Annotated in this window: 9 protein-coding genes; 3 read left to right on the forward strand and 6 right to left on the reverse strand. The window is 71.2% G+C overall.

Annotated features, from left to right (window positions below):
- Positions 1-18: 18 nt before the first annotated feature.
- A complete protein-coding gene (locus tag OG819_RS03695; protein ID WP_266647989.1) occupies positions 19-1,716 on the reverse strand; it encodes an extracellular solute-binding protein in 1,698 nt (565 codons plus the stop codon).
- A 376-nt stretch (positions 1,717-2,092) separates the two neighbouring features.
- On the opposite strand from OG819_RS03695, the gene OG819_RS03700 reads away from it, so the two are divergent.
- On the forward strand, positions 2,093-4,948 hold the full coding sequence (locus OG819_RS03700) for a glycoside hydrolase family 3 C-terminal domain-containing protein (protein ID WP_266647991.1): 2,856 nt from the start codon (positions 2,093-2,095) through the stop codon (positions 4,946-4,948).
- A gap of 102 nt (positions 4,949-5,050) precedes the next feature.
- Here OG819_RS03700 and OG819_RS03705 read toward each other — a convergent pair whose 3' ends face one another.
- The 3 genes from OG819_RS03705 to OG819_RS03715 all read right to left on the reverse strand — a co-directional run bounded on the left by OG819_RS03705 (position 5,051) and on the right by OG819_RS03715 (position 11,231).
- On the reverse strand, positions 5,051-6,496 hold the full coding sequence (locus OG819_RS03705; protein WP_266647993.1) for an aldehyde dehydrogenase family protein: 1,446 nt from the start codon (positions 6,494-6,496) through the stop codon (positions 5,051-5,053).
- Positions 6,497-6,927: 431 nt separating this feature from the next.
- Positions 6,928-8,589 carry a PucR family transcriptional regulator gene (locus OG819_RS03710; protein WP_266647994.1) on the reverse strand — a complete coding sequence of 554 codons (1,662 nt, stop codon included), beginning with the start codon at positions 8,587-8,589 and terminating at the stop codon, positions 6,928-6,930.
- A gap of 188 nt (positions 8,590-8,777) precedes the next feature.
- Positions 8,778-11,231, reverse strand: coding sequence for an ATP/GTP-binding protein (locus tag OG819_RS03715; RefSeq protein ID WP_266647995.1), 2,454 nt, complete (start codon positions 11,229-11,231; stop codon positions 8,778-8,780).
- A gap of 331 nt (positions 11,232-11,562) precedes the next feature.
- On the opposite strand from OG819_RS03715, the gene gabT reads away from it, so the two are divergent.
- Positions 11,563-12,897, forward strand: a complete 1,335-nt coding sequence (gene gabT, locus OG819_RS03720) for a 4-aminobutyrate--2-oxoglutarate transaminase (protein WP_266647997.1) — start codon at positions 11,563-11,565, stop codon at positions 12,895-12,897.
- A gap of 204 nt (positions 12,898-13,101) precedes the next feature.
- On the opposite strand, the gene OG819_RS03725 is transcribed toward gabT, so the two are convergent.
- Positions 13,102-14,259: a transposase gene (locus tag OG819_RS03725; RefSeq protein WP_266647998.1), complete on the reverse strand. Its 1,158-nt coding sequence runs from the start codon at positions 14,257-14,259 to the stop codon at positions 13,102-13,104.
- Positions 14,260-14,597: 338 nt separating this feature from the next.
- On the opposite strand from OG819_RS03725, the gene OG819_RS03730 reads away from it, so the two are divergent.
- On the forward strand, positions 14,598-15,419 hold the full coding sequence (locus tag OG819_RS03730) for a phosphatase PAP2 family protein (protein WP_266648002.1): 822 nt from the start codon (positions 14,598-14,600) through the stop codon (positions 15,417-15,419).
- A 170-nt stretch (positions 15,420-15,589) separates the two neighbouring features.
- Here the strand turns inward: OG819_RS03730 and OG819_RS03735 are convergent, their stop codons facing one another.
- Positions 15,590-17,008, reverse strand: a complete 1,419-nt coding sequence (locus OG819_RS03735; protein WP_266648003.1) for an FAD-dependent oxidoreductase — start codon at positions 17,006-17,008, stop codon at positions 15,590-15,592.
- Between the last annotated feature and the right edge of the window lie 19 nt (positions 17,009-17,027).

A 17,027-nucleotide genomic window follows, 5' to 3' on the forward strand; every position in this document is an offset into this window, starting at 1 on the left:
CCTTGCCTCGGTACCCGGTCAGCTCGTCGCCGAGCCGTTCTCGTCGAGCAGCTTCTTGTACCAGTCGCGCAGTTTGTCGCCGCCCTTGCTCTTCCAGTCGGAGACGGCCTGCTGCATGTCGCTGATCTTCTTGCGGCCGCGGACGATGTCGTCCTCCAGCTGCTCGAAGTCGTTGGAGAGGTTGGTGTAGCGGGACGGCTCGGTGATCTGCATGCCGTAGAAGGAGGACTTCTTGGTGAAGGCGCCCATCCGCTGCTGCCACTCGACCTGTGCCTTGGCGACCTCGGGGAAGTCGGGGTGGGCGATGGTCGCGGTGGGGCTCGCGACCATGACGTAGGCGTTGATGACCTCGTTGTTGCCCTGGTCGGTCTTGGTGGGGACGCCGTTCTTGACGGTGTAGTGGGTGCCCTCGACGCCGTAGTTGGTGAGCATGTACTCCTTGGTGCCGTACGGCGCGGCGGTGACGTTCGCGACGGCGAGCACGTCACGGATCACGGACTCGGAGGCCTTCTTGCTGACGAAGGCGAAGATGCCTGCCGGCTGCTCGGCCCAGAGGGTCGGCGAGCCGCCGTCGTGGCCGAAGATGTCCATGCCCCAGATCTTGTAGTCCGGGTTCTGGGTGGCCTGTTCGGCGGTGCGGCTCCACCACTGCGAGATGTTCTGGGCGTAGATGAGGAACTCGCCGGCCGCGAACTTGGGGCCCGGGTCGGTGGCCGCGCTCTTGCCCAGCTTCGCGTCCGGGTGAACGTATCCGGCGGCGAAGAGCTTGCGGGTCCACTCCAACGCTTCGAGGTACTCCTGGGTCTCGATGCGGTAGACCATCTTGCCGTCGACGAGGTTCCAGCCGAGCGGCTTCTCACTGCCCGAGAGCACACCGAAGGACTGGAAGGCGGTCCACTTCATGTCGAGGCAGGCCCACCGCTTGGCCTTGGCGTTGGTGATCTCCTTGCACAGTGCCATGAACTCGTCCGCCGAGGTGGGGACTTGGTACCCCTCCTTGTCGAAGATGTCCTTGCGGTACAGGGGCACGATGCCGGTGACGTACGGGGACGGCTGCGGCAGGCCGCGCAGCTTGCCGCCGAAGAGGGAGCGCTGCCAGGCGTCCGTCGGGATCGCCGCGAGGTTCGGGTACTGCTTGATCGCGTCCCCGGAGAGGTACGGGCCGAGGTCCGCGAACTTGCCGATGATGGCGCTGGGTATCTTGCCGCCCATGTTCCAGCCGGGGATGACCACGACGTCCGGGATGTCACTGGAGGCCAGGACCGCGCCGAGCTTCTGGTCGTAGGTGTTGCCGTCCTGGTTCTGCCACTGGACGTCGACGCCGATCAGGTCGTTCATCGCCTTGTAGTAGGCGTTGTCCCCCTTCGGCGGGGAACCCCAGAACGGCGACATGATGCTGACCTTGCCGCCCTTGCCGAGCTTCTTCGGCACCGAGGTCCTCAGGGAAGCGATGTCGAGCTTGCTGGTGAAGCCGACCGCGGAGCCGTTCTTGGCGGCGATGTCAGGGGTCACCACGTTGGTCGCGACGTAGGCCGGCAGCAGCTTCTTGGCGTTCTTGCCCGCTGACGTGCCCCCGCCCGAGCCGCTGTCCGAACCGCCGCACGCGGCGAGCAGCGGCATCCCTCCCGCCACCGCTGCGGCGGCGACCGCCGTGGAGGCGAGGAAGCTTCTCCGGCTGGGAGCGGAGGTGGCGGCGGTGGCGGCGTTCGGCGTCATTGCGTCAACCCTTCATCGCGCACAGCAGGACACCCGGCGGTGGAGCCGTCGGCTGCGGTGTCTTGAGTGGAACTGGCTGAGCCGAAGCGGTCCTCGGAGGACTGCGTGGAGGACTGCGTGCCCCCGAGGGAGCCGCCCCACTAGTCGAAGCGCTTCGATGTTGCTGCGAGGTTAAGTGAACACCTGGGGGTGCACAAGAGCCGATTCCAAGATTCCTCGGAGGTGTACAGGACTGGATCAGCCTCATCGGGCGCCCGAAATGCCAATGAGGAAACGGAGTTGTTGCGTCGAGGTGTCTTGACACCCGCCCCCCGGGCGAACCAGCATCGAAGCGCTTCGAAAACACCCTGTCGCTCCATCGCAAAGGGATCACCACGTGACCGCACAAACGCCGCCTACGCCGCCTTTTCGCGATCCGCGGCTGCCGTTCGCGAAGCGCATCGACGATCTGTTGGCGCGGCTCACGCTCGACGAGCGCATCGCGTTCCTGCACCAGTACGCGCCCGCCGTGGAGCGGCTCGGGGTGGCCGCGTTCCGCACCGGCCAGGAGGCGCTGCACGGCGTGGCCTGGATGGGCCCGGCGACGGTCTTCCCGCAGGCCGTCGGCCTCGGCGCGACCTGGAACGACGGACTCGTGCGCCGCGTCGGCGAGGCGGTCTCGGCCGAGGTCCGCGCGATGCGCGCCCGCGACGACCGCGTGGGCCTCAACGTCTGGTCCCCCACGGTCAACCTGCTGCGCCACCCGCTCTGGGGCCGCAACGAGGAGGGCTACTCGGAGGACCCGAGGCTCACCTCCGCGATCGCCACCGCGTACACCCGGGGCCTGCGCGGCGACCACCCCGACTACTGGCGCACAGCCCCCGTCCTCAAGCACTGGCTCGCCCACAACAACGAGACGGACAGGGACACCGCTTCTTCCTCGGTCCGCCCACGCGTGCTGCACGAGTACGACCTGCGGGCCTTCCGCGCGACCGTCGAGGCGGGCGCGGTGGCGGGGGTGATGCCGGCGTACAACCTGGTCAACGGCCGCCCCAACCACGTCTCCCCGTATCTCGCGGAACACCTGCGCACCTGGACGGACCAGGAGCTCCTGGTCTGTTCGGACGCGGGCGCCCCCTCCAACCTGGTCGACTCCGAGCGCTACTTCGACACCCACGAGGAGGCGACCGCCGCCGCGGTCCTCGCCGGGGTCGACAGCTTCACGGACCACGGCACGGACAGTTCGAAGATCGTGGACCGGGTCCGAGGGGCCTTGGAGAAGGACCTGTTGAGCGAGGCGGACATCGACACGGCGGTCCGCCGCCAGCTCGCGATCCGCTTCCGGCTCGGCGAGTTCGACCCGCACACGGACCCCCATGCCGGCACCTCGGACTTCGACACCCCGGCCCACCGCGCGCTCGCCCGGGAGGCGGCCGAGCAGGCGATCGTCCTCCTCAAGAACGACGGCCTGCTGCCACTGAATCCGGGCGTGCGCGTCGCCGTCGTCGGCCTCCTCGCCGACGAGTGCAAGCTGGACTGGTACAGCGGCACGCTCATCCACCGCTCCACACCGCTGGAGGGCCTGTACGAGCGCTTCGGCGCCGAGCACATCGACTTCGCCGAGGGCGTGGACCGCGTACGCCTGAGGACCTCCTCCGGTACGTATCTGGCGGTGCCCCCGGCCGGGGACGCGGCCGACGAGGTGCGCGGCGCCGAGGGCGCGCTGGACCCGGCCCTGCTCGCGGGCCGTACGGACCTGCCGCCCCTCACCACCGACGCCACCGGCACCGACCTCGCGCTGATCGACTGGGGCGAGGGGCTGCTGACCCTGCGGGCCCCCGACGGCCGCTACCTCTCGGTCGCCGAGGACGGCTACCTCCGCGCGTCCGCCGACCAGCCGGGCGGCTGGGTCGTCCAGGAGACGTTCCGCCTCGAACCGGCGGGTTCCCGCGCCGGATCCCATGCGAACGGCCACCTCCTGAGGCACGTCGGGACGGATGGGCACCTCTCTGTCGCCGCCGACGGCGTCAAGGTTGCCGACGAGGCCCCGGAGATTTTCGAGCTGGAGTTCACCGAGCGCGGCGAGGACGCCGTGACCCGCGTGGCGCGGGCGGCCGACGTCGTCGTGGTCGTGGCGGGCAACGACCCGCACATCAACGGCCGCGAGACCGAGGACCGCACCACCCTCCGGCTCCCCGCCCACCAGGAGCGCCTGCTGCGCGCCGCCCGCGCCGCGAACCCGGACACCGTCCTCGCCCTGGTCTCGGCGTACCCCTACGCGGTGGACCCCACCGATCTCCCGGCCGTCCTGTGGACCGCGCACGGCGGCCAGGCCGCGGGCACCGCCCTGGCCCGTGTCCTCGCCGGCGACGTCTCCCCCGCGGGCCGCCTCCCGCAGACCTGGTACGCCTCCGACGCGGACCTGCCCGACCTGCTCGACTACGACGTGATCGGCGGCCGCCAGACGTATCTGTACTTCGAGGGCGTCCCGTTGTTCCCGTTCGGCCACGGCCTCTCCTACACGTCCTTCGCGTACGACGCTCTCGAGGCCACCGCGACGGAGCAGGCGTTGCGGGTCTCCTTCACGGTCACCAACACGGGCGAGGCCCCCGCCGACGAGGTGGCCCAGCTCTACGCGCGCACCGTGCACCCGTCGGTGCCACGCCCCCGCCGCGAGCTGCTGGCACACCGCCGCTTCCACCTCGCCCCCGGCGCCTCGGACCGGCTGACCTTCGAACTCCCCCTCTCCGCGCTGGAGTTCTGGGACGTGGCAGTCGGCCGCCCCCGTCTGGAGCCGGGCGCCTACGAGCTCCTCGCGGGCGCGTCCAGCGAGGACATCCGCCTGCGCGCCACACTCGACCTCGCGGGCGAGCCCGCCGCGCCCCGCCCGGTAGGCGAACCGGGCCTGAACGCGGCCGACTTCGACGAACAGCGGGACACCGAGATCGTCGACCGTACGAGGGTGTCGGGCGACGCGGTGACACCGCGGGCCGACGCGACGGGCGAACTCGTCTACCGGGGCTGCGACTTCGGGACCGGTGTCACACGGGTCGACGTCGAGGCGTCGGGTGAGGGAGTCGTCGAGGTGTCCCTGGACGGGGGCCCGTCCCTCGCGACCATCACCTTCGGCGCGACGAAGGGCCCGTACGACTACACCACCACCGGCGCCGAGTTCGCGGCCTCCGGTGTGCACGACCTGCGTCTCAGGCTGCGCGGCCCGCTGCGCCTCGCGCGGGTCGGCTTCTCCGGTTGAGGGTCCGGACAGGCCGGCCACCAGGGGGACATGCCGACGGCCGGAACCCCCGCACAGTTGGGTTCCGGCCGTCGGCTGTCGCGCCTTTGAGCTGTTGTGTCCTTAGAGCGCGAGGCCCGTCAGGACGAGGACCCGCTCGTAGGTGTAGTCGTCCATCGCGAACTTGACGCCCTCGCGTCCGACACCGGACTGCTTCACACCGCCGTACGGCATCTGGTCGGCACGGTAGGACGGCACGTCGCCGACGATCACGCCACCGACCTCCAGCGCGCGGTGGGCGCGGAAGGCGGCCTGCAGGTCGTGGGTGAACACGCCTGCCTGGAGGCCGTACTTGGAGTCGTTGACGGCGGCGAAGGCCTCCGCCTCCCCGTCCACCTTGCGCACGGTGAGGACCGGTCCGAAGACCTCCTCGCAGGAGATCGTCGCCTCGGCCGGTACGTCGGTGAGCACGGTCGGCGCGTAGGAGGCACCGTCGCGCTTACCACCGGCGAGGAGGGTGGCGCCGGACCGGACAGCCTCGTCGACCCAGGACTCCACGCGCTGGGCGGCGACCTCGCTGACCAGCGGGCCGACGTCCGTCTTGTCGTCCGAGGGGTCGCCGGTGACCTGGGCCTCGACGGCGGCCACGATGCGCGGCAGCAGCCGGTCGTACACCGCCGCGTCCGCGATCACGCGCTGCACGGAGATGCAGGACTGGCCGCCCTGGTAGTTGGAGAAGGTGGCGATGCGGGTCGCGGCCCAGTCCAGGTCCTCGTCGCTCGCCCAGTCGCCGAGGACGACGGCCGCGCCGTTGCCGCCGAGCTCCAGGGTGCAGTGCTTGCGCGGCACCGAGTCCATGATCGCGTAGCCGACCTTCTCGGACCCCGTGAAGGAGATGACCGGGAGCCGCTCGTCCTGGACGAGGGCGGGCATCCGGTCGTTGGAGACCGGCAGGATCGACCAGCAGCCGGCCGGCAGGTCCGTCTCGGCGAGCAGGTCACCGATGATCAGGCCGGACAGCGGGGTCGCGGGCGCCGGCTTCAGGATGATCGGCGCGCCGGCGGCGATGGCCGGGGCGATCTTGTGGGCGCACAGGTTGAGGGGGAAGTTGAAGGGCGCGATGCCGAGGACGACGCCCTTCGGGAAGCGGCGGGTGAGGGCCAGGCGGCCCTGGCCGCCGGCGTCGGTGTCGAGGCGCTGGGCCTCGCCGCCGTTGAAACGGCGGGCCTCCTCGGCGGCGAACCGGAAGACGGACACCGCGCGGCCGACCTCGCCGCGGGCCCACTTGATCGGCTTGCCGTTCTCGGCGGAGATGAGCTGCGCGATCTCCTCGGTGCGCTCGACCAGGCGCTTGCTGACGTGGTCGAGGGCGGCGGCACGTACGTGGGCGGGGGTGGCGGCGAACTCGTCCTGTACGGCGTACGCGGCGGCGACGGCCTCCTCGACCTGTGCCTCGGTCGGGACGCTGACCTGTCCGACGACCCGGCCGTCCCACGGCGAGGTGACATCGAAGGTGGTCTCACCGGTGGCCTGGCGGCCGGCGAGCCAGAAGGCGTGGGTGGAAGTCATGTCGATTCCCGGCCCTTCCGAGGTTGAGGAGTCCTTGGCTTTCATGGTCCACGGTAGGGCCGGGGTGGCGGGAGGTCGTTTGTCCGAGACGTAGCAGTGGCGGGGCGGAGCACTCCGCTTTGGCCCGATCGAGGTGACCGCCGGGTTTCTCTCGCCCCCGCCGCCCCTACCCGTCCCATCCCCCGGGGGCTCCGCCCCCGGACCCCCGAAAAGACCGCGCAGTTCCCCGCGCCCCTGAACCCGGGCCGGACGGTGATACGGGGCGAAGCCCCGCCCCAGGCGCGCGGGGAACGGCGCGACCAGCCACAGACGGCCCGCGGCTGAACGAATCCGAGCCGGCAAGGCTCTCGGGGCGCAGCCCCGCCCCAGCGGCGCGGGGAACGGCGCGACCAGCCCCCGCCGGCCGCGGACGAAGAACCCACCCGGGGTCCTTACTCCCCCGCCGCCGCCGTCGCCTTCAGTGCCAGCCACAGCTCCATGCGGACGTCGGGGTCGTCGAGGGAGCGGCCGAGGATCTCCTCGACGCGTCGCATCCGGTAGCGCAGGGTGTGCCGGTGCACACCCAGGTCCGCGGCGGCGGCGTCCCACTGCCCGTGCCGGGACAGCCACGCCCGCAGCGAGGCGACCAGATCCCCCCGCCCGGTGGCGTCGTGCTCGTGCAGCGCGCGCAGCAACCCGTCCGCGAACGCCCGCACCGCGTCATCGGCGAGCAGCGGCAGGACGGACCCCGCGGCCAGCTCCTCGTGCTCGACCAGCGACCGCCCCCGCCGCCGGGCCACGGACAGCGCCTGCTCGGCCTGCTTGTAGGCGGCGGCCGCGGCGATCGGGCCGGCGGGGGCCGACAACCCGACGACCAGTTCGTCCTCGTCGCCCACGAGCTGCTCCCGGGTGGCGATCCGCGCGGCGTCCAGCGCGGCCGCGTACTCCCCGCACGCCGTCACCGCCGCGCCCCCGTCCACGGCGAGCACGACCAGCCGCTCCCCGTCGGGCACGACGAGCACGGACTCCCCGGAGCGGGCGGCGGCCGACTCGACGATCTCGGCGAGCCCGCCGAGCGGGTCGCCGTTCGTCGGGTCCGGCACCGCGACGGGGGCCTTGGACGGCTTCGCGGCGGCCACCCGCGCGTGCCCGTCGGCGTGCGCCCGGGACGCCGACGCGGACGCCGACTCGGCGAGGATCAGCCGGAAGGGCGCGTCGAGCAGCTCCCCGTACAGGTCCCCGGCCACGGTCCGCGCGTGCTCGGGCTGCCCGGCGAGCAGCATGCGCAGCACCGCCGCCCCGATGCGCTGCTCGGCGGCGTGCAGTGACCGGGAGCGTTCGGTGGTGAGGGTCAGCAGCGCGATCGCGGAGTGCACGGCGTAGCGCTCGGCGGTGCCGAGGGCGGCGGCCGTTCCGACGGCGAGCGCGGCGCGGGGGCGGCGCCCGGTGCCGAGGGTGTGCAGTTCTACGCGGTCCTCGCCGCCCACGACGGAGCTGGCGGGCGCGGGGCGTTCCCGCAGTCGTTCCACGTCGGGGGTGAGCCGCGCGGCCCGGCGCCCGGCCCACTCGGGGGCGGTGGCGACGACGGCGCCGGACGCGTCGTACAGGGCCGCCCAGCCGTCCACCTGTCCTGCCAGTGCGGACAGCAGCCCCTCGGGGCCGTCGTTCAGTGCCTGCTTCGTCAGTTCGCGCTGCGCGGCGAAGCCCGCCGTCACCGCCCGGTACTGGTCCGCGGCGATCGCGGCCGACACCGCCTTGCTGATCGCCAGGAAGGGGGTGCGGCGGGGGACCTCCAGGAGTGGCAGGCCCTCTTCCTCCGCCGCGTCGACCAGGGCCTTCGGGATCTCGTCGTAGTTGACCCCGACGGCGAAGCCGAGCCCGACGACCCCGGCCCCCACCAGCCGCTTCACATAGCGCCGCATGACGTCCGGATCCTCCGCGTCCAGCTGGAGCGCGGTGATCAGCAGCAGTTCCCCGCCCTCCATATAGGGCACGGGGTCGGCGAGCTCGCTGACGTGGGCCCAGCGGACGGGTACGTCCAGACGGTCCTCGCCCGCCCGCACGGTCAGCTTGAGCGCGGAGTGGTGGACTAGCGAGGCGAGCGTGGGGCGCATGGGACCTTCAGGTCTTCACAGGATCTTCGACGGTCACGGGCAGTGTGATCATTTAAAACTTTTGGCCGCAACGTATGAACGACCTATGTCGATTCTGCCTCACCGTATGGTCAGCCGGTGACCTTGTGTCCAGACGCCGCGGTCAGCCCCCCGGCCTCTGTCCCGCCCCCCGCGGACGGTCCCGGAGCTCAGCTCCGTAGATCCACCAGCAACGGCGGCGCGTGTTCTCCCGTCACCGTGGTGAGCGACAGCACCGCGTGCCCCGGTGGCACCTCGTGCGCCAGCTCGGATGCCGACCACCGCTCCCGTTCGACCTTCCTTATGGTCACCGCGTCCGTGGTGACGGCCTTTCCGGTGACCAGCTTGCGCAGGGCGTGGATGGCCCGGGTCATCGGCTGGTCCGCGAAGACGGTGTGCTTGGCCACGTCGCGGGTCTCCACCCACTCCGTGCCCCAGGCGTGGGCGAAGCGGCTGCCGTCCCACGTCGTGACGCCGGAGAAGGCCATCCGGCAGCCCACGGCGCCGTACAGCGGCCCGTGCAGTGCCTCGGGGATGTCGCCGATCGTGCGCAGGGCGAGCACCACTCCCGCGTTCTGGGAACGCAGGCGTTGAATGCGGCGTACCGAGTCGGTGGTCAGCGTTCCGGTGGCGTCGTCGAGGACCAGGCAGGCGAAGTGCGGGCGCTCCCCGCCACGTACGACGGCGGTGAACTGGGCGAGCACCAGCCGGGCGAGGAGCCGGGCCGCCTCCTCGTGTCCGTGCTCGGGCAGGTCGATCCGCACCCGCAGGGGATGGTGGGCGACGGCGCGCAGCGAGAACGCCCGGGTCGTGCCGCCCGCGCTGAAGAAGTCGGCGAAGGCGGGCCGGTCCAGGAGCGCCAGCCGGTCGGCGAGCGCCGGGCCCGCGTCGGCCGGGCTGCCGATCTGCCGCATGCGTGCTTCCAGTTCGCGGCGCATCCCGGCGTGCCGCGGCTCCGAAAGGGCTTCGTGCAGGCCGGTCAGGGCCGCCGGTACGCCTTCCAGGAGTTCCCGCAGAGCGGCCATGGGCGGGAACGTGCCGTGCACGGCCCGGTAGGGGCCGAGGAGTTGGGCGAGCGCGGTGGTGGCCCGCTGGCCAGCCACCGTGTCGAGGTCCCCGGCCAGGCCTTCGGCGAGGAAGGAGGCCGCTTCGTCGGGGTCCTCGGAGTCCGCGTACAGATCGAGGTCGTGGACGGAGGCGGGGTCGCCGATCTTCACCACGACGTCGAAGGCCGAGTCCGGGCCGAGCGGCGTCCCGGCGGCAGCGACCGCGACGACGGCGCACCGCCCGGTGAGCGCCTGCAGGGCGAGCGACTCGACGACGGGGCCGACCAGGTGCCGGGTCTTCCCGGAGCCGGAAGGACCGACGGCGAGCAGGGAGGTGCCCAGGGCCTCCGGGTCGAGGGCCGCGCCCCCGCCGTCGTAGGCCTCGGGGGTACGGTCTCCGGTCGTCCACCGCCCGATGCGCACCTGTCCCACGAGCACGTCGTGCACCGCGGTGCGGGCGGGCAGGTCGCGGGCCCCGGAGGGATGCGTCCAGGCCGCTCCGCCCCGTCGCAGCACGGTGTCGACGAAGGCGGTCAGGCGGGTGGCGTCCCACTTCGCCGTGGCCCACGCGCGCCGCACCCGGGCGCAGTCCACGTCGTTCATCCGGCCGCCGAGCACTTCGGCGGTGAGCAGTTCCGCCGCCTCGTGCTGTCCGGCGTCACGGAGTTCGGGCCATTGGGCGGCCGGTAGGTCCGGCGCGAACTTCGCGGTGCCGTCCTCCTGTGCCGCATTGCGCGCGGCTCGGGCGGCGAGCCACTCCCTGGCGTACCCGCGCCAGGCGCCGATCCGGGCGAACGGCCACAGGACGAGCAGGGTGATCAGCGTGTAGAGCCCGTCGGTGATCAGCTGCGACTGGAACAGGTCGTAGCCGCCGAAGACCAGGGCGACGAGGGAGAACAGCGGGGCGACGACCGGCAGGGCGTCCCAGCCGACTCCGGGGAAGGCGTTCGGGAAGACGAACGTCAGCGCGATCAGTGCGCCCAGCGCGGCGAGGGCGGCGCGCAGGGGCTGGGGCCGCCCGGTGACGTAGTGGCGGACGACCTCGGGCCAGCTCCCCAGCCGGCCCATGGCGTACACCAGCACGCCGAAGAAGACGCCGTTGTAGACCTCGATGGCCTCCGCCCCCTGCCACGCCTTGGGCGAGGTGGTGCCGCTCCACCACCAGTCGTCCGGCGTGAACAGCTTCAGCACGACCCACATGTAGGGGACGCTGCCGTGGCGCCACAGCGACCAGACGACCAGTGCCACCACGAGCGGGACCGCGAGCCCGACGATGGTGACCGGCGAGAGCCGCTCCCGCCCCTTCGACGGGCGACGCACCCGGTATCCGTACCGCCAGATCCCGGGACCGGTGACGGGGCGCGGCTTGTTGAGCCAGTCGGCGACGGTGGGCCGGGGGGCCGGGGACTGCTCCGGCACGGACGGCAGACCCGCGGGCCGCGGCGGGTTCCCCCTCGGCATGGGGGGTACTCCAGGTGGCGCAGGCGCGGGTGCCTTACCAGGTGGCGGCGGCACGGCGGGTCCCGGCACCGCACCGGTATGCCCGCCCCGCGCGTCCTGTGTCCCGTCGCTGTCCATCGCCCTGCCCCCTGACCAGCCGCTCCGTGCTTCGTCCGCGAGTCAATCTAGTGCCCCTGCGGGGGGAGTTCACCGTTTACGCGGCCGGGTCCGCACCTTGCCCGGGCGCAGCGGCGGGGGGCCGGCGACGGCACGGGATCACCGGCCCTGAGGGCCTCTATGTCCACCGCGGACAACGGAATCCTCCGACAACGCCCACATGGAGCATGCCGACCCCCCGTTCCCGGCCCTAGCCTGCGAAGAAAGAAGTCAAGAGTCCGAAAACACCCCGCCCGGCGCACCCCGTCCGCCGCGGGGCCGTCCGGTTCGCAAGATCATCAGGGAGCCCCTCATGACCGCACTTCCGCAGGAGCGCCGCGTCGTCACCGCCATCCCCGGCCCGAAGTCGCAGGAGCTGCAGGCCCGACGCACCGCCGCGGTCGCGGCCGGTGTGGGTTCGGTGCTCCCTGTCTTCACCACGCGCGCCGGCGGCGGCATCATCGAGGACGTCGACGGCAACCGTCTGATCGACTTCGGCTCCGGCATCGCCGTGACCTCCGTCGGCGCGAGCGCCGAGGCCGTCGTACGCCGCGCCTCCGCGCAGCTCCAGGACTTCACCCACACCTGTTTCATGGTCACCCCGTACGAGGGCTACGTCGCCGTCGCCGAGGCGCTGGCCGAGCTGACCCCGGGTGACCACGCCAAGAAGTCGGCCCTGTTCAACTCGGGCGCCGAGGCCGTCGAGAACGCCGTCAAGATCGCCCGTGCGTACACCAAGCGCCAGGCCGTCGTCGTCTTCGACCACGGCTACCACGGCCGTACGAACCTCACGATGGCGTTGACCGCCAAGAACATGCCGTACAAGAACGGCTTCGGCCCGTTCGCGCCCGAGGTGTACCGGGTGCCGGTGGCGTACGGCTACCGCTGGCTGACCGGCCCGGAGAACGCCGGCGCCGAGGCCTCCGCCCAGGCGATCGACATGATCAACAAGCAGATCGGCGCCGACAACGTCGCCGCGATCATCATCGAGCCGGTGCTCGGCGAGGGCGGCTTCATCGAGCCCGCGAAGGGCTTCCTGCCCGCCATCAGCAAGTTCGCCAAGGACAACGGCATCGTCTTCGTCGCGGACGAGATCCAGTCCGGCTTCTGCCGCACCGGCCAGTGGTTCGCCTGCGAGGACGAGGGCATCGTCCCGGACCTGATCACCACCGCCAAGGGCATCGCGGGCGGTCTGCCGCTCGCCGCCGTGACGGGCCGCGCCGAGATCATGGACGCCGCGCACGCGGGCGGCCTGGGCGGCACCTACGGCGGCAACCCGGTGGCCTGCGCGGGCGCGCTCGGCGCGATCGAGACGATGAAGGAGCTCGACCTCAACGCCAAGGCGAAGAACATCGAGGCCGTCATGAAGGCCCGCCTCGGCGCGATGGCCGAGAAGTTCGACGTCATCGGCGACGTCCGTGGCCGTGGCGCCATGATCGCCATCGAGCTGGTCAAGGACCGCGCCACCAAGGCGCCGAACCCCGAGGCGACCGCCGCGCTCGCCAAGGCCTGCCACCAGGAGGGCCTGCTGGTCCTGACCTGTGGCACCTACGGCAACGTCCTCCGCTTCCTGCCGCCGCTGGTCATCGGTGACGATCTGCTGAACGAGGGCCTCGACATCATCGAGCAGGCCTTCGCCCGTATCTGACGCCCCACCCGCCCCAGCCCCGCGACCCGGCCGGCCGCGCTGAGCGGATTCCGCTTGGTTCCGGGGCTGCGGCGACCGGGGTCAGAGCGTGTCGCCTTCTCGGCCGTGAACGGCCGAGAAGGTACTCGGCTGTTCACACCTCGTCGCGCTCCCGACAGCCCTCTACGACAGGACGGTCACGGGTCGCATCCACCCTCCGCTGCGTCAAGCAGGGGAGGGTGCGGGTGCGGTGACAAACACCCACGCCGAGCGTGCGCGATCACGCACGTTGACCCCGGCGACGACGTCGGCGGGCCCAGCGAGACCGCACCGACGACAGGCAAAATGGTCCCGAGTCGGCCGGTTGGCTCTCCCGGTATGGCCGCAGCGTGGGCAGCGCTGCGATGTGTAAGCCGCATCCACTTCTACGAACGGCACCCCTGCCCGCTTGGCTTTGTAGGCAAGGTGCTGTCCGAGTTGGTTGAACGGCCAGGAGGAGAGCGTGGCCCGCTGGTCGCGGCGAAGCCGTACCCGATCGCGGATCCCGCCGAGTTGCTCAACAGCGATCCCGCGTCCGGTGCGTTGCGCGACGGCCACGATCTCCTTGCTAATTGTGTGGTTAACCTGGGTGGCATGGCACTGCTCGCGTCGCGCACGCAGCGCGAGGCGACGTTTGGCCGACCGCGTGCCCTTGGCCTGAAGCTCCGCCCGCTTGCGGGCCTGCCAGCGCCGATACCGCCCCAGCCGACGGCCCTGGTAGTTCACGCCGTCGCTGGTAGTGGCCAGGTTCACGATGCCCCGGTCCACCCCGATGAAGCCGACCGGCTCGAATACCTCCGGCTCGGGGATCTCACAGGTCGCGATCAGGAACCACTTGCTGCCCCGCTGGACGAGATCACTCTCGCCCCTGCGTTGCTCGGCGAGAACCTTGAGCTGATCGGCCGCCCCCACGAACCGGATGTTCTTCATCCGCCCGTCCACCGTCCAGATCGACACCGTGCGGGCATCCATCTGCCAGGACAGACAGCGATCGTCGAAGGGTTGGGCGGCCCCTGGCCTGAAACCAATCGGTGAGGCTGCCGCCTTGCGGTAGCGCTGGGACGTCGGCTCTCCCAGGTTTCGGGCCTGCAGGCTCGCCCGCAGCGCGGCGTAGGCGTCCACTACCTTCTTCACTACCCGCACCGTCGGCTGCGCGGATAGCCCGAAGGTCGCCTTCACATCGATATACACCTCGCGCTGCAGGGCGTTACGTTCCGTGAGGTTCTTCTCGAAAGCCACCTGCGAGGTGAAGTTGGCAGCCCGGTTGCAGGCACGGAGGGTCGCTTCGAGCGCCGACGCCTGCTCCGGCGTCGGCAGTAGCTTGACTTGCACTACCAACTTCACACGCCACACCGTAGAAACAATCGCCGCACAAGTGGACTGCCTTCGATGGCCGGTTCCCCATACTGGGTGACCGCCGGGACGCGTGTTCGCACTGTCTGGCACCGCCGGACAGCGAGTCGATACTCCGCGTCTGCGCTTGTGGACATCGAATACTGCGACGCTGCTCGTCGCCGTGCCATACGCGACTCCGACCCGGTGCAGACGCCGAAGCCTCCTCGCAAGCGTCTGGTGAAGAACGTGTGCAGGGTGGATGACGGGGCTCGATTCCACCTGTCGGACCCCATCCCCCTGCCGTAGGTTCTACCCAGATGAGAGATACACCCCGCCCACAGGGGACTGTGGGTGACACCGGGTCGAGGCCTCCCCAGCTTCGCCCTGGTCGTGCCCTCGCGCACACACCCGGAGCTTCCGGCTCCGGATCTCCTCACCGATCGGACAGTCGCTCGCCCCAAACCCCCCGGGGCGCGCGACGACCCGATCCGGACGGCCGCTTCGGAACTACCCCCCCTGTTCCGGGGCGGCCGACCTTCCTCCTCGGGCTCCTCGGCTTCCTCGGCCTTCCGGCCCTTCTCTTCGCGCTGATCACCTGGCAGGTCGCGGCCCACGGCCCCCTCGCCCGCGCGGACGAACGCCTCAGCCACACTCTCGCCCACCCCGACCGGGTCTCCGAAATCCTCGCCGACCTGGGCAATGTCACCGTCGCGGTGCCGCTCCTGGCCGTCGTGCTCGGGTACGTGGCGTGGCGGGCCCGCGCGGCCGGGCGGGAGCGCTGGTGGCTGCCGTCTCTCGCGGCGGCGGTCCTGATGGCGGTCGTACCGGCATTGATCGTGCCTTTGAAAGAACTGGTCGCCCGGCCCGGCCCACCGGTCATGGGCCCGGGCACGGGCACGGGCACGGGCTTCTTTCCTTCGGGCCACACCGCCACCGCCGTCATCGCGTACGGCGGTGCGGCCCTGGTGCTGATGCCGTGGCTGCGGAGCACCGGGGCCCGCCGCGCTCTGCTTGTCGGCTGTCTCGCCCTGAATCTCGGCGTCGCCTTCGGCCTGATCCGAAGGGGCTACCACTGGCCGCTGGACGTGGCGGCCAGTTGGTGCCTGTGCGCGGTGCTGTTGCGCTCACTGTGGCTGCTCCTCAGCCGCAACGACCGTAGGCCGAAGTAGGCGTCAGCCCAAATAGGCGTCGAAGGTCCGCTGGAACTCCCAGTTCCCGTAGCGGTCTTCCGGGCATTACGCGGGTTCCGCCAGGCGTTGGTGGTGAGCCGGATCGCAGTGGATGAGCTGGGCGTATGCCTGTGGATCACCCACGGCGGCGCACGCCCCGGCAGGGCGGCTCAGCTGTCGAAGCCCAGTCCCAGCCTGTCCATCGTCTTCAGCCACAGATTGCGCCGCCCGCCGTGCGCGTCCGCCCGCGCCAGCGACCACTTGGTGAGCGCGATGCCGGTCCAGGCGAAGGGCTCGGGAGGGAAGGGCAGGGGCTTCTTGCGGACCATCTCCAGTTCCGTGCGCTCGGTGCGCTCCCCCGCCAGCAGGTCGAGCATCACGTCCGCGCCGAACCGGGTCGCGCCCACCCCCAGACCCGTGTACCCGGCCGCGTACGCGACCTTTCCGTGGTGCGCCGTGCCGAAGAAGGCCGAGAAGCGCGAGCAGGTGTCGATCGCACCGCCCCAGGCGTGGGTGAAGCGGACGCCCTCCAGCTGCGGGAAGCAGGTGAAGAAGTGCCCGGCGAGCTTCGCGTACGTCTCCGGGCGATCGTCGTACTCGGCGCGCACCCGGCCGCCGTACGGGTAGATCGCGTCGTAACCGCCCCACAGGATGCGGTTGTCGGCGGAGAGCCGGAAGTAGTGGAACTGGTTCGCCGAGTCCCCGAGGCCCTGGCGGTTCTTCCAGCCGACGGACGCCAGCTGGTCGGCGGTCAGGGGTTCGGTCATCAGCGCGTAGTCGTAGACCGGCACGGTGTACGCGCGTACCCGCTTGACCAGGTTCGGGAAGATGTTGGTGGCGAGGGCCACCTTGCGGGCGCGCACCGAACCGTACGGGGTGCGTACGGCCATGCCGGCGCCGTACGCCTTCAGGGCGAGCGCGGGCGTGTGCTCGTACACCCGCACCCCGAGCCGCAGACAGGCGCGCTTGAGGCCCCAGGCGAGTTTGGCGGGGTGGAGCATGGCGACGCCGCGGCGGTCGTGCAGGCCCGCGAGGAAGGTCGGCGAGTCGACCTGTTCTCGGACCGCGTCGGCGTCCAGGAAATCGATGCCGTCCGCCAGGCCCCGCTCCCGCAGCTCCTCGTGCCACTCACGGAGTTCGGCCGCCTGGTGCGGCTCGGTGGCGACGTCGATCTCGCCGGAGCGCTCGAAGTCGCAGTCGAGGGAGTAGCGGGCGACGGCCGCCTCGATCTCGTCGAGGTTGCGGGCGCCCAGCTCCTCCAGCTTCTTGATCTCGTCCGGCCAGCGGGTGAGTCCGTTGGCCAGACCGTGGGTCAGGGACGCGGCGCAGAAGCCGCCGTTGCGGCCCGAGGCGGCCCAGCCCACCTCGCGGCCCTCCAGGAGCACCACCTCGCGCCGCGGGTCGCGCTCCTTGGCGATCAGCGCGGTCCACAGTCCGCTGTAGCCACCACCGACGACGAGCAGATCGCAGGTCTCGGCACCGGTGAGGGCCGGCTCGGGGTGGGGCTTGCCGGGGTCGTCCAGCCAGTACGGAACCGGCTGGGCTTCGGAAAGAGACGTGGTCCAACGGGTCATGGCGCTTGGGGCCATGATTTCAACTCCCTACAGC

The organism is Streptomyces sp. NBC_01549, assembly GCF_026339955.1.
In the GTDB taxonomy this organism is placed as follows: domain Bacteria; phylum Actinomycetota; class Actinomycetes; order Streptomycetales; family Streptomycetaceae; genus Streptomyces.

What these genes read in the sequence shown, in the direction of transcription:
- OG819_RS03695 (WP_266647989.1), bottom strand. Translation starts at nt 1,716, where the DNA reads ATGACGCCGAACGCCGCCACCGCCGCCACCTCCGCTCCCAGCCGGAGA.
- OG819_RS03705 (WP_266647993.1), bottom strand. Translation starts at nt 6,496, where the DNA reads ATGACTTCCACCCACGCCTTCTGGCTCGCCGGCCGCCAGGCCACCGGT.
- OG819_RS03710 (WP_266647994.1), bottom strand. Translation starts at nt 8,589, where the DNA reads ATGCGCCCCACGCTCGCCTCGCTAGTCCACCACTCCGCGCTCAAGCTG.
- OG819_RS03715 (WP_266647995.1), bottom strand. Translation starts at nt 11,231, where the DNA reads ATGGACAGCGACGGGACACAGGACGCGCGGGGCGGGCATACCGGTGCG.
- gabT (WP_266647997.1), top strand. Translation starts at nt 11,563, where the DNA reads ATGACCGCACTTCCGCAGGAGCGCCGCGTCGTCACCGCCATCCCCGGC.
- OG819_RS03735 (WP_266648003.1), bottom strand. Translation starts at nt 17,008, where the DNA reads ATGGCCCCAAGCGCCATGACCCGTTGGACCACGTCTCTTTCCGAAGCC.